The 13,980-nt window shown below is 60.4% G+C and carries 12 protein-coding genes, 1 tRNA gene and 1 pseudogene; 1 reads left to right on the forward strand and 13 read right to left on the reverse strand.

The window, feature by feature from the left end:
• Positions 1-186: pseudogene (locus EM858_RS18420) on the forward strand (IS110 family transposase); the annotation flags it as partial.
• 194 nt (positions 187-380) lie between these two features.
• On the opposite strand, the gene EM858_RS18425 reads toward EM858_RS18420, so the two are convergent.
• From EM858_RS18425 to EM858_RS18485, 13 genes are all read right to left on the reverse strand, one after another.
• The gene (locus EM858_RS18425; protein ID WP_127757558.1) at positions 381-1,874 is read right to left on the reverse strand and encodes an ABC transporter substrate-binding protein; all 1,494 of its coding nucleotides are present in this window, start codon (positions 1,872-1,874) and stop codon (positions 381-383) included.
• Between the two features lie 230 nt (positions 1,875-2,104).
• Positions 2,105-3,115 (reverse strand): ABC transporter ATP-binding protein, encoded by a 1,011-nt coding sequence (locus EM858_RS18430; RefSeq protein WP_127757559.1) that lies wholly within the window; start codon positions 3,113-3,115, stop codon positions 2,105-2,107.
• 12 nt (positions 3,116-3,127) lie between these two features.
• Positions 3,128-4,210, reverse strand: a complete 1,083-nt coding sequence (locus tag EM858_RS18435; protein WP_127757560.1) for an ABC transporter ATP-binding protein — start codon at positions 4,208-4,210, stop codon at positions 3,128-3,130.
• A gap of 139 nt (positions 4,211-4,349) precedes the next feature.
• On the reverse strand, positions 4,350-5,255 hold the full coding sequence (locus EM858_RS18440) for an ABC transporter permease (RefSeq protein ID WP_003520821.1): 906 nt from the start codon (positions 5,253-5,255) through the stop codon (positions 4,350-4,352).
• On the reverse strand, positions 5,245-6,189 hold the full coding sequence (locus tag EM858_RS18445; protein WP_020810438.1) for an ABC transporter permease: 945 nt from the start codon (positions 6,187-6,189) through the stop codon (positions 5,245-5,247). The genes EM858_RS18440 and EM858_RS18445 overlap by 11 nt, the downstream gene beginning before the upstream one ends.
• Before the next feature lie 73 nt (positions 6,190-6,262).
• Positions 6,263-6,751, reverse strand: coding sequence for a Cu(I)-responsive transcriptional regulator (gene cueR, locus EM858_RS18450; protein ID WP_003520818.1), 489 nt, complete (start codon positions 6,749-6,751; stop codon positions 6,263-6,265).
• Positions 6,752-6,762: 11 nt separating this feature from the next.
• Complete coding sequence (locus EM858_RS18455; RefSeq protein WP_127757642.1) at positions 6,763-7,773, reverse strand: 2Fe-2S iron-sulfur cluster-binding protein; 1,011 nt, start codon at positions 7,771-7,773, stop codon at positions 6,763-6,765.
• Positions 7,774-7,785: 12 nt separating this feature from the next.
• The gene (locus EM858_RS18460; RefSeq protein WP_164865477.1) at positions 7,786-10,290 is read right to left on the reverse strand and encodes a heavy metal translocating P-type ATPase; all 2,505 of its coding nucleotides are present in this window, start codon (positions 10,288-10,290) and stop codon (positions 7,786-7,788) included.
• Between the two features lie 166 nt (positions 10,291-10,456).
• Positions 10,457-10,542: transfer RNA gene (locus EM858_RS18465), tRNA-Leu, on the reverse strand.
• 183 nt (positions 10,543-10,725) lie between these two features.
• Positions 10,726-11,454 (reverse strand): thermonuclease family protein, encoded by a 729-nt coding sequence (locus EM858_RS18470; protein WP_080817233.1) that lies wholly within the window; start codon positions 11,452-11,454, stop codon positions 10,726-10,728.
• 163 nt (positions 11,455-11,617) lie between these two features.
• The gene (locus EM858_RS18475) at positions 11,618-12,151 is read right to left on the reverse strand and encodes a MerR family transcriptional regulator (RefSeq protein WP_003520813.1); all 534 of its coding nucleotides are present in this window, start codon (positions 12,149-12,151) and stop codon (positions 11,618-11,620) included.
• A 274-nt stretch (positions 12,152-12,425) separates the two neighbouring features.
• Positions 12,426-12,764, reverse strand: coding sequence for an integration host factor subunit alpha (locus EM858_RS18480; RefSeq protein WP_003502236.1), 339 nt, complete (start codon positions 12,762-12,764; stop codon positions 12,426-12,428).
• A gap of 244 nt (positions 12,765-13,008) precedes the next feature.
• Complete coding sequence (locus tag EM858_RS18485) at positions 13,009-13,980, reverse strand: beta-ketoacyl-ACP synthase III (protein WP_127757562.1); 972 nt, start codon at positions 13,978-13,980, stop codon at positions 13,009-13,011.

Consider the following 13,980-nt stretch of genomic DNA (forward strand, 5'->3'; position numbering starts at 1 on the left):
GTGCGCGATGCCCTCTATATGGCGGCGCTGGTGGCCTACCGGCTAAAGTCGCCCTTCGCCCGCATGGTTCAAGCCATGCAGGCCAAAGGCAAACCGTTCAAGGTCATGATCATCGCCATCGCCCGCAAACTGCTCGTCATTGCAAATGCCATTCTCAGGGATAAAACCACATTCGAAGCAGCTTAAAACAACATGCATTAATACAGTTGCCAGCCGACGCGCGTCTGCGCGGCGAGACGACTCTTTTCAGCCCAAGGACTTGGGCTGGCTGGATACCGGCTCGAGGCCGGTATGACGGGGGAGAGGTTCAAGGGCCTCATCACAAAAAAGACCCGGCTCCTGCGAGCCGGGTCCCTCTCAATCAGTACCATCGCACCAACTTACTTTGTCGCCAGATCCTTGGTCATGACAAAATAGTTCAGCGGATGCGGCTTGTAGTTTTCGAGCTTGGCCGAATAGGCATCGAACACGGTTTCGTGGATGAGGAAGACGGAGACGGCTTCGTCATAGATCTTCTTCGCCGCTTCGCCGTAAATGGCGTAACGCTTGGTGGGTTCGCCCGCCGCATAGGCGGATTTGATCAGCTTGTCCGTCTCCGCATTGCAATAATGCGAGATATTGTAGCTGCCGCCGCAGGTGTAGTCGGCATTCAGGAAACCGGCCGGTTCGGCGACATCGGTGGCGTAACCGCGAGACAGCAGCGCCATGTCGAAGTTGCCGGCCAGCATATCGGGCTCGATGGCGCTGTAATCGGCAACGCGGACATCGACCTTGATGCCGATTTCCTGCAACTGCGCCTGGATGATCGCCGCCACGTCCTTGAGTTCGGTCTTTGCGGTATAGGCAAGGAGCGTCACCTTCAGGCTGCCGGGTGCAACGCCCGCCTCTTTCAGCAGATCCTTGGCTTTTTCCACGTCATAGGCGGGTTTGGTTTCCTTTGCAGCCCATGGCTCGCCGGCAGCAAAAGGCATGGTCGCGCCCTTGACGACGCCTTCATAGATACTCTCGGCGATACCACCCGTATCGATGGCGGCCTGGATCGCCTGGCGCACCTTGATATTGTTGAAAGGCGGCTTTGAATTGTTCAGCAGCAACTCGGTGATACGCGGCGACGGGATCGGCGCGACCTTGACGCCATCGGTGGATTCGATGGTCTTGACCGTCCATGGCGGCACGAGCCGCGAAACCTGCGCTTCCCCGGTTCGAACCTGGGTGGCGCGTGTGTCGGCATCGGGTACGAAATTGACACGGCCGCCGGAGAGTTTCGGCATGCCGCCCCAATAGTCGTGATTGGCCGTCAGAACCATATGCTGGCTGGGATCGACTTCGGTGATCTTGAAAGGTCCCGTGCAGGTTCCGACCGGATCGACCTTACCGTCCTTATAGGCGGATGGAGCGAGGATGGAGGTGGCGGGGCTTGCCATCTGCGCCGGCAGCAGCACGGAGGGTTCGATCGTCGTGATCTTCACCACGTCATCGCCGCCAGCTTCGACGGCGGCAATCAGCTTTGGAGAGAAGGCACGGGCGGGCACCGGTGCTTTTAAGAGATTGCTGAGTGCATTGACCGCGGCCTTGGCATCGAGCGGTTCGCCGTTCTGGAACTTGACGCCCTTGCGCAGCTTGAATTCCCACACCTTGGGATCAGACTGCTTCCAGGACTCGGCGAGGCTTGGCTCCAGCTTCATGTCATAACCGACACGCACCAGGCTTTCGAAACAACCCGCACGCGAGCCGAGATAGGCATCGTCGGAAGCCATCTGCCAGCCGGTCTTCACACCGAAATTATCGTCGTAGGTAATCGTGGCGGCCTCTGCCGCATGCGTTCCAAACGAAACCACAATGGCGCATGACGCCAAAAGTGCGTGCTTCATCATAGAAGATTCCCCTTTTATTTTTGATGACAACGCTCACAATTTGTATATTTTCACGAAATTTCACTCAATCATTACAAAGGCAACAAGAACACCCTATGGATATCTCTCGATAATCCATTCGAATATTATTTATTTTACGTTTTGTACTCGGAATTTTATTCCGATATTAATCCGCAAACACACAATTCATCTGTTTTTACGGCAACAGAAAACTGTAACTGCGTTGTCCGTCAGCCCCATTCCCGCCAGCGATGGCAGCGCGCGAAATGCTCGCCGGACACGCCTTCCAGAGCGGGTTCCACCTCGCCGCATATCCCGGTCGCATATTTGCAGCGGGTGTGGAATTTGCAGCCGTTGGGAGGATTGAGAGGGCTCGGCAGATCGCCGTCCAGAAGCATCTCCGGTGCATATAACCCCGTCTCGTCCAGCATCGACGATGCTATGAGAGCCTTGGTATAGGGGTGCTTCGGCGCCCGGAAAAGCTCCTCCCGGTCAGCGATTTCAACGACACGTCCGAGATACATCACCGCGATGCGATCGCAGAGATAACGCACCACGCGCAGATCGTGGGAAATCATCAGAACCGTCAAACCGTGACGGCGCTTCATGTCCATCAGAAGGTTCAGTATCTGCGTGCGCATCGAGGCGTCGAGCGCCGATGTCGGCTCGTCGCAGACAAGGAAGCTCGGATTGAGAAGCAGCGCGCGGCCGATGACGACGCGCTGCAACTGGCCGCCGGAACACTGGCTCGGATACCGATCGTAAAACGAGCCGTCGAGGCCGACCTCTTCCAGCATCCGGAAAACCCGGGCCGTGCGCTCCTCGCGCGTGCCGATGCCATGCTGGGCAAGCGGCGCTTCCATGCTCTGGCCGATACGCATGCGCGGATCGAGTGCGGAATAAGGGTCCTGAAACACCAGTTGCACGACCCGGCGCATACGCCGGAGCGCCTCGCCCTGCATGTGCAGCATATCGTTCTGCCCGATGCTGACCTCGCCTTTCGTTGCGTGGGTCAGCCGCGTAATCAGCCCGGCAACCGTGCTTTTGCCGCATCCGGATTCACCGACGAGACCAAGCACTTCCCCCTCGCCGATCGTCAGGGAAACATCGTCGACGGATTTCACCACCCGGTGACCGAAGCCCGATATGGGATAATATTTGCAAAGGTTCTTCGCGACCACGAAGGGCCGCTTGCTGTTTTCCGCCGATGGCGGGGTCTGTGTCGTCGCTGTCGCTAGCATCGTCGCCCTCCCTCAGCAGACCGTGTGGCTGGCATGATCGTGACCGGTATGATCGTGGTTGGCATGGTCGTGACCGACCGCCCAGCACCGCGCCTTGCGCCCTTCGGGCAAGGCATTCAGATCCGGTTCCGAGGCCATGCAGCGGCCGTTCATGCCAGCCGAATTGGCAAGCGCGCAGCGCGGATGAAACCGGCAGCCACAGGACATGTCATGGGCCTGCGCACTGGAGCCGGGGATCGTCAGCAACTGCCCCTCGCTGTCGGTGGTCAAAAGCGAACAGCTGATGAGCGCCTTGGTATAGGGATGCTGCGGCGCCTTGAGGATCGCCTGGGTCGGCCCCTCCTCCACGATGCGGCCGGCATACATGACCGCGATCCGGTCGGCGAAGGCGGCGACGACCGAAAGATCATGGGTGATGAGCAGCGTGGCAAGCCGGCGCTTGCGGCGTTCGTCATCGAGCAGGCGCAGGATTTGTGCCTGGACGGTGACATCAAGCGCCGTCGTCGGTTCGTCGGCGATCAGAAGCTGCGGATTGCCGGAGAGTGCGGCCGCAATCATCACACGTTGCGCCATGCCGCCGGAAAGCTCATGCGCGAAGCATTGCGCCCGCGCCGACGGATCGGGAATGCCGACATCCGACAGGAGACCGACGACCCGGTTAAGTGCGGCGTGCCGGCTCATTTTACGGTGAATCCAGAGCGGCTCCGCCACCTGCGTCCTCACGCGGCTGGTCGGGTCGAGCATGGCCTGCGGCTGCTGGAACAGCATGCTGATATCGGCGCCGCGCAGCGCATCGAGTTCGGACGATGAAAGAGCGAGAATGTCGCGCCCGGCAAAGGAAATGCGGCCGGAATTGATTTCAGCACCCTGCGGCAAAAGCCGCATCAGCGACAGCGCCGTCATGCTCTTGCCCGACCCGGATTCGCCGACGAGAGCGACGACTTCTCCGGCGTTGACGGAAAGCGTCAGGCCCGAAATAACAAACTTGCGGCCATTTTGCGCCGGCACGGAAACGTACAGGTCCTCTATCTCCAGAAGCGGTGCGCATTCAGGGGACATGGCCGTATTGGCAAGCGTTTGTCCTTCGATATTCATAAGAGTTCCCCTTATTTTTATTGAATCGGAGGCATTGCGTATTCTTCATGCGGCTTCAGACGATATTACTCTCCTTCCGGTTCCGTTGCGTCATCCATGTTTGACAATCGTCAAATCGACCATTGCCCGTTTCCAGGCGTCAATGACCGTTGGTTTTCTTCGTTTCCAGGTTCAGGCCATGGCCGATCCACGTCACGCTCAGCGCCGCCAGGAAAATCGCCAGACCCGGTGCGATGACGAGAACGGGCATCCGCTCCGCGTAAGCCTGCGCATCGGCCAGCATCAGCGCCCAGTCGGCGGCTGGCGGCTGTACGCCGAGGCCCAGAAACGACAATCCGCCCACCGTGATCAACTTGTGGCCAAAGCGCAGGAACGCCACGGCCGCAATGGGCCAGATCGTGTTGGGAATGATGTGCCGGAAGATGATGAAGCGTCGTGTGCAGCCGAGCACCTCTGCCGCGCGGATATATTCGCGGGAATTGATCGACAGCGTCAGTCCCCGCGCCAGGCGCGCAAAAGGTGTCCAGCCAACGATGGTCAGCGACGCGATCAACGTGCCGTATCCCGGACCGAAAATGGCGACGAGGAAAATCGCGATCACCACGTCCGGTATGGCGATGAGCAGGTCCACAATGCGCATCAGCACTTCGTCGAGGATGCCGCGGCTGCGGCCGCTGATGATGCCGATGAAGGTTCCGATCACGACCGACAGAATGACGGTGATGGCGGCAATCGTGACCGTGAAGCGGCCGCCGATCAACAGCCGGCTCAAGACATCGCGCCCGAGATGGTCCGTCCCAAGCCAATAGGCGGCGCTCGGCGCATTCAGCCTGAGCCGAAGGCTCTGCTTTGCCGGATCATAGGGCGAAATCCACGGCGCGATCACCAGCAACAGGATGATGACGAGAAAAATCGCCGATCCCGCATAGAAGGTCCAGTGCCGGCGGCGGATGAAATCCGTGAACCGGGCGAGGTTCGAAGGGCGCTTGGGCGTGGTCATCGGCATGGCGGCGGCAGGCGCGCTCGGGAAGTGGCTAATGGTCATGGTGAGCTCGCATTGCTGGATTGATCAGGACATAAAAGCTGTCGGCCAGGGTATTGATCAGGATGGAGAGCGCCACGATGCAGATGAAACCGCCCTGCAGCATCGGAATATCGCGATTGACCACGGCGTCGTAGAGAAGTCGGCCCATGCCGGGAATGGCGAAGATCACTTCCACGACCACCGATCCGCCAAGCAGGCCGGCAAGCCACAGGGCGAAGAAGGTGACCACCGGCAGCGAACCGTTGCGGATGCCGTGGCGCATGACCGTGCCATGCATGCCGAGACCGCGGCTGCGGGCCGCCGTGATATAGGGCGCGCGCAGGACCTCGGCCATTGCCGCGCGCGTCACCTGGGTGAAATAGGCGAGCGGCCGCAGCGTCAGGGTAAGCGCGGGAAGCACCAGCGAACGCCAGCTATCCCATCCGGCTGACGGCAACCAGCCGAGATAGAGCGCGAAGACCAGCGCCGACATGGGCGCAAACCAGTATTCGGGCGTTGCAACGAAGGTCTGGATCATCAGCGTCGCGAAATTGTCCAGCCGCCCGCCCGGACGCATGGCGGCCAGAGTGCCGAGCGGCAGGGCGACGGCCACCGCGACCGCCAGCGCCGTCAGCGCCAGCGTCACCGACACCCAGAGCGACCGCAAAAGCTCGGCGGCTACCGGCTGGCTGCTGGTGAAGGAAAATCCGAGATCGCCCCGCAGCGCGCCCGACAACCATGCGAAATATTGCACATAGAGCGGGCGGTCCAGTCCGAGGCTGACCCTGAGCGCCTCGACCGCATGCGGATCGAGCGCCGTATCGCGCATGCGCGACATGAGAATGGTGCGGGCCGGATCGCCGCCCGCCATATAGGGCAAAAGAAACGCGATGACGGACACGATCGCCAGCATCAGGCACAGAATAAGGAAGCGCTGTATTATCTGTATCCACATGGCTTGGTCTCCTTCACCACAATTGGCGTCTGCACTGCAATCCACGCCCGTTTCCCAAAAGGAAAACGGCCACTTATTTCACCGGGCGCTGTAGATCCATCACCGGACCGGAGGTGCCCTTCAGCATTCCGGTGCGCTTGGGCACGATGGCCACGGTCGTAAAATCGATATCCTCGGCATGGGCGAGATCATGGATGATCGGGCAATCCGGCTCACCGTTGTCAGGGCAATAGGTAGCGAGGTTTCGCAGCGTATCGGCCATCTCGCGAAGCGTATGCATCTTCGCTTCCAGATCGACGACATGTTCCATGACGATGCGTTTGACATCGCAGGAAGCGCCGCCCGGATCGCGCCAGAGCGTCATCAGCTGCCTGATCTTTTCGATGGAAAAACCGAGATCGCGTCCGCGCCGGATGAAACGCAGCGTTTCCAGATCATTGGCCGTATAGACCCTGTATCCCGACTCCGTGCGGTTTGCCGATTTGATCAGTCCGATTGTCTCGTAATGCCTGATCATCTTCGCAGAAACACCGGATGCGGTGGCGGCTGTGCCAATATTCATCGATCCTGCTCCTATCTTTCCGGGGTGAAAAACACGTCTGCATGAATGTCGGCGGTGCGCATGCCGCGCGCCAGAAGTTGCGGCACCGTCGCCTCGATCATGGCCGGCGGGCCTGCAATATAGGCTTTCCAGCCATCGAGATCGTCGAAATCATCCGCCACGGCCGCGCCGACATAACCGCACCGGATATCGGCATGTTTCTCATGCGAAAGAACCGGAACGAAACTCAGATTGCCGTGCCGCGCGGCAAGATCGCCGAAGCGGTCGAGCATATAGAGATCACGCTCGGCGCGCGCGCCGAAATAGACATGAACCGGTCGTTCGCGGCCCGTTGCGAGCGCCGCCTCGACAACGGCCTTGACGGGAGCGAGCCCCGAACCGCCGGCAATGCCGAGGATCGGCCCGCAATGTTTTTCCCGCAGGAAAGAAGAGCCGAAAGGCCCGACTATCGTGACGGGGTCACCCGCGCTCGCGAGCGAGAAGATGCGGCCGCTCGTCATGCCGCCGGGAACATGCCGGATGTGGAATTCAATCAGTTCCTCATCCACGCTGCTGGCAATGGAATAATCGCGAGGCGAACAGTCGGGATAAAGCAGGCGCACATATTGTCCGGGCTTGAAGGTAAACTGCCTGCGATCGTCGAGCCGGATGCGGATGAGCTTGATATCGTGCGTGGCATCCAGCGCCTCCGCAACCACGCCCTCAAAGCGGCCGGTCGGAATATCGGCGATCTCATCCTCCCCGTCGAGCCAGCTGATCGTCATGTCGCTCAACGGCACGGCCCGGCAGGCGAGCGTCAGGCCTTCGGCTTTCTCCTCTTCGGTCAAGGAGAAGGGCGTATGCTTGAGAAGATCGATTTCGCCGGAAATGAGATGCGACTTGCAGGCGCCGCAGCGGCCCATGCGACAGCCATGCGGATAGGTGACCCCTGCCGCCAGTGCGGCCTGAAGTACGGTCTCACCCTGCGCCGCCATGATGCTGCGTCCGATCTGCGGCAGATAGATTGTGTTGCCAGGCGTCATCATGTCCGCCTCCTATTCGGCCGCTGCGAGCTGCATGCCGGACGATCTGTCCACCAGCGGTGCGCGGAAGCTTTTCAGGCGCAGCGCGTTCGTCAATACGAAGACGCTGGAAAGCGCCATGGCTCCGGCGGCAAGGACAGGCGACAGCAGAACGCCGTTGACAGGATACAATATTCCGGCCGCCACGGGAACGAGAGCGGCATTGTAAGCGAAGGCCCAGAACAGGTTCTGGCCGATATTGCGGATCGTGGCCTTGGAGAGCGCGATGGCGTTGGCCACGCCGCGCAGATCGCCGGACATCAGCACCACATCGGCGCTTTCAATGGCGACATCCGTGCCCGTGCCGATGGCAAGGCCGACATCGGCGGCGGCCAGCGCCGGCGCATCGTTGATGCCATCGCCGACAAAGGCGACACGTCGCCCGCCGGCGGCAAGCCTCTTGACGGCCTCCACCTTGCCGTCGGGCAGGACTTCCGCCACCACTTCATCGATACCGAGCCGACGGGCGATGGCTTCAGCGGTGCGGCGATTGTCACCCGTGATCATCGTGACTTTCAGACCCAGCGCATGCAGGGCCGCAATCGCCTCCGGGGTCGTCTGCTTGACCGGATCGGCAACCGCGATGATCGCGGCCAGCCTGCCATCGACGGCGGCATAAAGCGGCGACTGCCCTTCCCTGCCCAGCCGCTCGGCATCGTCTGCGAACATCGCGACATCGTAACCGAGCTTGGCCATGAACCGGTCCGCACCCGCTTCCACCCTGCGGCCGTCGACCATGGCTGCAACACCAAAACCGGGGGTCGCCTCGAAGCCTTCCGCATCGGCGAGCGTCAGGCCGCCATGTTTCGCAGCCTCGACGATCGCTTCGGCAATCGGATGTTCGGAACGGTTCTCCAGCGAGGCGACGAGGCGCAGCACCTCATCCGCATCGAAGCCCTCTGTCGTGGTAAAATGCACCAGTTTCGGCTTGCCGAGCGTCAGGGTGCCGGTCTTGTCGACGGCGATCACATCGGCATCCCGGAGCGTCTGGAGCGCATCGCCACGGCGGAACAGCACGCCCATTTCGGCGGCGCGGCCGGTGCCGACCATGATCGAGGTCGGCGTGGCAAGGCCCATGGCGCAGGGACAGGCAATGATGAGCACCGCAACCGCATTGACGAGCGCGAAGGTCAAGGCCGGATCAGGCCCGAACGTGAACCAGACGATGAAGGTGGCGAGCGCTGCCAGCATCACCGCCGGCACGAACCAGTTGGTCACCTTGTCCACCAGCGCCTGAATGGGCAGCTTGTCGGCCTGCGCCTCCTCGACCATGCGGATGATCTGGGCGATCAGCGTATCGGCGCCGACCTTGGTGGCGCGGAAGGTGAAAGAACCGTTGCGGTTGACCGTGCCGCCGACGACTTCGGAACCCGCAGCCTTGGTGACCGGCACCGGTTCGCCCGTGATCATCGATTCATCGACATAAGAAGAGCCACTGAGGACCAACCCATCGACCGGCACTTTTTCGCCGGGGCGAACGACGATCACATCGCCGGTGCGCACATCCTGCAACGGCACATCGATGGTTTCGCCATCGCGCAGCACGCGGGCGGACTTGGCCTGCAGGCCGACAAGCCGCTTTATCGCCTCGCTGGTGCGGCCTTTGGCGCGCGCTTCGAGGAACCGTCCGAGGAGGATGAGCGTGACGATGACCGCCGCCGCCTCGTAATAGACATTGGCCGTGCCGCTCGGCAGGATTTTGGGCATGAAGGTTGCGACAACCGAATACCCCCAGGCAGCGGCAGTGCCCAGCACGACAAGCGAATTCATGTCCGGCGCCAACCGCAGAAGTGCGGGTATACCCTTCTTGAAGAAGCGCAGGCCGGGGCCGAACAGAACCAGCGTCGTCAGCGCGAATTGCAGATACCAGCTTTCCTGCATGCCGACCGTTTCCATCACGAAATCATGGATGGCAGGCACCAGATGCGATCCCATTTCCAGCACGAAAACCGGTAGCGTCAGAACAGCGGCAACGGCGAGGCTGATTTTAAGGCTGCGCAGTTCCGCCTCACGCTTATCCTGCTCTCCATCCGTGGCTTTGTCGGCGACAACCTCGTTCGCCTTATAGCCCGCCCGTTTGATGGCATCCGCCAGATTGGCCGCAGAGGCGGCGTTGCCGGCGACGCGGACGGTGGCGCGCTCCGTCGCCAGATTGACGCTTGCACCGGAAACACCGGAAACGGCCTTCAACGCCTTTTCGACACGTCCGACGCAGGAGGCGCAGGTCATGCCCTCAATATCAAGTTCGATGGTTTTCTCTTCGACGCTGTAACCGGCCTGCCGCACAGCCTCGATAACGGCCGGCACATCCGGCGGCCCGGAAAAGGAAATGTCGGCACGTTCCGTTGCCAGATTGACCGAAGCTTTCAGAACCCCCGGCACCCTGGCAATGGCCTTTTCCACGCGGCCGACACAGGAGGCGCATGTCATGCCATCGATCGCAATCTGATGGCTCGCCCGGATCTCCATTTGTGACATGCGTATGACCCCTCTTTTCTTGTGTTAAAAAAAAGATAGGGCTTCCCATCGTGGCAAGGTCAATAGGTTCTTTTTGATGATTTTCAAGTGACGATGCCGTGCACGTGAACGGGCGTTTTACACCGGCTGAGGACGTGGACGCAGACGATAAGTCAGGGGAAGAAAGTGGTGCGGACGGCGGGACTTGAACCCGCAAGACCAATGGTCGGCAGATTTTAAGTCTGCTGCGTCTACCGATTTCGCCACGTCCGCATTGCCGCGCCGCGTACCGTTTCGGTCGGGGCGATGCCTGAGCCTCATCTACACAGGCCGAACCGTTTCGGTCAACGGGGCCTCGGAGCATTTCCAGGAAAAGTGGAACCCGGTTTTCCGCCCGGAAATACGGCAAACAAAGAGCCGGAGCGTTTTCGCGATTCGAAGAAAAGCGAAAGCGCTCTAGCCACACCAGGACTGATTTTTTGCCGATGCCGGATGCGCGAGCCCTTCCCGCACGAGTTGATCGGCGAAGGATACGCCCGAACGCGAAAGCCGTTTGCGTTCCGTGGCTTGGCCGCCCGCAGCACCGGAAGACGCCACATCGAAGGCGCCGGCATTCAGCATGTCGCGAAGCCTGACCTTCGCGACGAAGCCGCGCTGGCGCTCTTCCATGCAGCGCGCCCGGTCGATCTGCGGCACTTCTATGCCGGCAAGCTGCATTTTCACGCCCTTCATCCAGAAGGTGTTGCCATCGGCCACGCAATTGTTGAGGCCGGAACGACCGCAAAAGGCAAAAGTACCGCTTTTTTCACCGAGCGAGATTTTTTCAACCGAAGGACGGGTTTCCGGCAGGATAGCGGCGACCTGGCTCGGCTGCGAGGCGGACGGCATGGCGATCGGGCGCGGCGGCACCGGGCCGTTGCCGGGCAGAGGCGGCGATGCGGGGCGAATGGATGCCACTTTTTCCGGCGTGACGGAATCGCGCTTGGCCGCCGTCGCGACTTTCGGAGAACTCGTGGCCGGAGATGTCGCCTTTGCAAAATGCCGCTGTGGCAAAAGACTGTCGCGATGTTCGTAAGCCTGAATGCCGCCGGCAACGACGCCCAGCATCAACACCCATGGCCAAACGCTGCCGCCACCCGATTTCTTCGCCGTGCGGCGTCGTGCTGTCGATTTTCGATTGCTCACGATCGGACTCCTTTTTACGGAGCCGCATTATCGGCCAAAGGAGTTTCCGAAAGGTTGGCATTGCCGGGCGTTTTCGTTTTTCAGAGAATCGGGAAAACGCCCTAACCCCTTGTTTTCTCGATTTCCCGAAGGGAAAGCACGCAAATGAGCTGTGGATAAACCCTCAGCGAACCTGATCGAGAAGGCGCTTGCATTCGAGGAGATCGAACAGGGCTTCCTGCAAAAGCGCCTGATCGTCCTTGCCGATGCTCGACTTGCCGACCGATATTTCCGCATCGCCGCCGCCACCGCCGAAGCCGAAAAAACGGCCGCTTGGCTTGGCCTTCGGGCGACCGACGACCTCGTCCCCATCGGTATCGACGACACGCGGTTCGGCGACTTCCTTTTCACCGCTCGCCGCCATGATGGCTTCCATGGTTGCCAGATCACCCGAAGCGATGGCCGCCACGAAGCGGTTGCCATTGGCTTTCAGCAGCTTCTGTACGCCCTTGATGGTGTAGCCATGGTCATAAAGAAGGTGGCGAATGCCCTTCAGGAGATCGATATCGTCAGGGCGGTAATAACGGCGGCCCCCGCCCCGTTTCATCGGCTTGATCTGCGGAAAGCGTGTTTCCCAGAAACGCAGCACATGCTGCGGCAGGTTCAGCTCATCCGCCACTTCACTGATCGTCCGAAACGCGTCGGGGCTTTTATCCAAATTTCCACTCCCATCCGAACCGGAGCGCCATGCATCCGGCCGGACACTGAACGAGAACGCTTTTCACCCGCCGGTCAAACACCACGCAAAGTCGGTTACGACCCCGCGCCGACGCCGTTGCGGCGAGATACAAATCACTAAAATTGATTATGATGTGAGTCGACCGGATTTCAACGGCTTGCACGTTTAAATTCAAGTATGTTCACAAGAAGAATGGGGAAAAGGGCTTGCGATACGGCAAAAAAGGCGTGTCGCCTGGACCTTGAGAGAGGGATTATGCCCCGGCCTTCTGGCCCTTCTGCTTGGCCTTGCGGGCCGTATGGGCCTTCAGAATACGCTGCTTCAGCACGTTCGAGGCCTTGAAAGTCATGACGCGACGTGGGGAAATCGGAACTTCCTCACCCGTCTTCGGGTTGCGGCCGATACGCTCGTTCTTTTCCCGGATCTGGAATGTCGCGAAGGACGAAAGCTTGACGACTTCGCCGCGCGTGATCGCGTTGCATATTTCGTCGATGATCGTTTCGACCAGTTCGGCGGATTCGGTGCGGGACAGCCCGACTTTACGAAACACAGATTCTGCAAGATCTGCGCGTGTCACTGTCTTCCCGGCCATTTTTCCCCGCAAACCGTGTCTGAACTCTTCTCTAGGAGCCGCCGAGATTATTTCCCTTGTGGCGACCGGTCAAGGGATTGTTCCAGATTCATTTGAGGCTTTCGGCAATCAGTGCAAGGGCTTAGAGCGACTGATACGGTTTTGACACAGGCTCGGGCCGCTCCCGCGCTTCCGATCGGGGCGTGAGCGCGAAAATCACAACCGATTTCGCGCCATCGCCCCGTCAAACTCGGAAATCACGCCTTTACCAGCGCAGCAGCACCGCGCCCCAGGTGAAGCCGCCGCCCATGGCCTCCAGCATGACCAGATCGCCTTTCTTGATGCGTCCGTCACCGGCGGCAACGGCGAGCGCCAGCGGAATGGAGGCGGCCGAGGTATTGCCGTGCTTATCGACGGTGATCACGACCTTTTCAGGGTCGATGTTCAGCTTCTTTGCCGAACCGTCGATGATGCGCTTGTTGGCCTGGTGCGGCACCAGCCAGTCGAGATCGTCGGACGTCGTGCCCGTCGCCTCGAAGGCCTGTTCGATGACGTCGGTGATCATGCCGACGGCGTGCTTGAACACTTCCCGGCCTTCCATGCGCAGATGGCCGACCGTGCCTGTGGTGGAAGGTCCGCCATCGACATAGAGCTTTTCCTTGTGCGAACCGTCGGAGCGAAGCTGCGCCGTCAGAACGCCGCGATCGGCAGAAGTGCCCTCGCCTTCACCGGCCTCCAGAACCAGTGCGCCGGCGCCGTCGCCGAACAGAACGCAGGTGGTGCGGTCCTTCCAGTCGAGGATGCGCGAGAAGGTTTCGGAACCGATCACCAGAACGCGCTTGGCCATGCCGCCGCGAATATAAAGATCGGCGGTCGATACGGCATAAACGAAACCGGAGCAGACGGCCTGCATGTCGAAGGCGAAACCGTGGGTCATGCCGAGACGGTTCTGGATGTTCACCGCCGTTGCCGGAAAGGTGTTATCCGGGGTCGAGGTGGCCAGAATGATGAGGTCGATATCGTCGGGCGTCAGGCCGGCATTGTCGAGCGCGGCGCGCGCCGCCGCTTCGCCGAGAGACGCGGTGGTTTCACCTTCGCCGGCGATATAGCGCTGCTTGATGCCCGTGCGTTGCACGATCCATTCGTCGGAGGTCTCGACGACCCCTTCGATTTCGCTGTTGGTCATGACACGCTTCGGAAGCGCTGCCCCGAAACCACGGACTATAGAGCGGATCAT

The organism is Agrobacterium sp. CNPSo 2736 (genome assembly GCF_004005385.1).
GTDB classification, from domain to species: Bacteria; Pseudomonadota; Alphaproteobacteria; order Rhizobiales; family Rhizobiaceae; genus Agrobacterium; species Agrobacterium leguminum.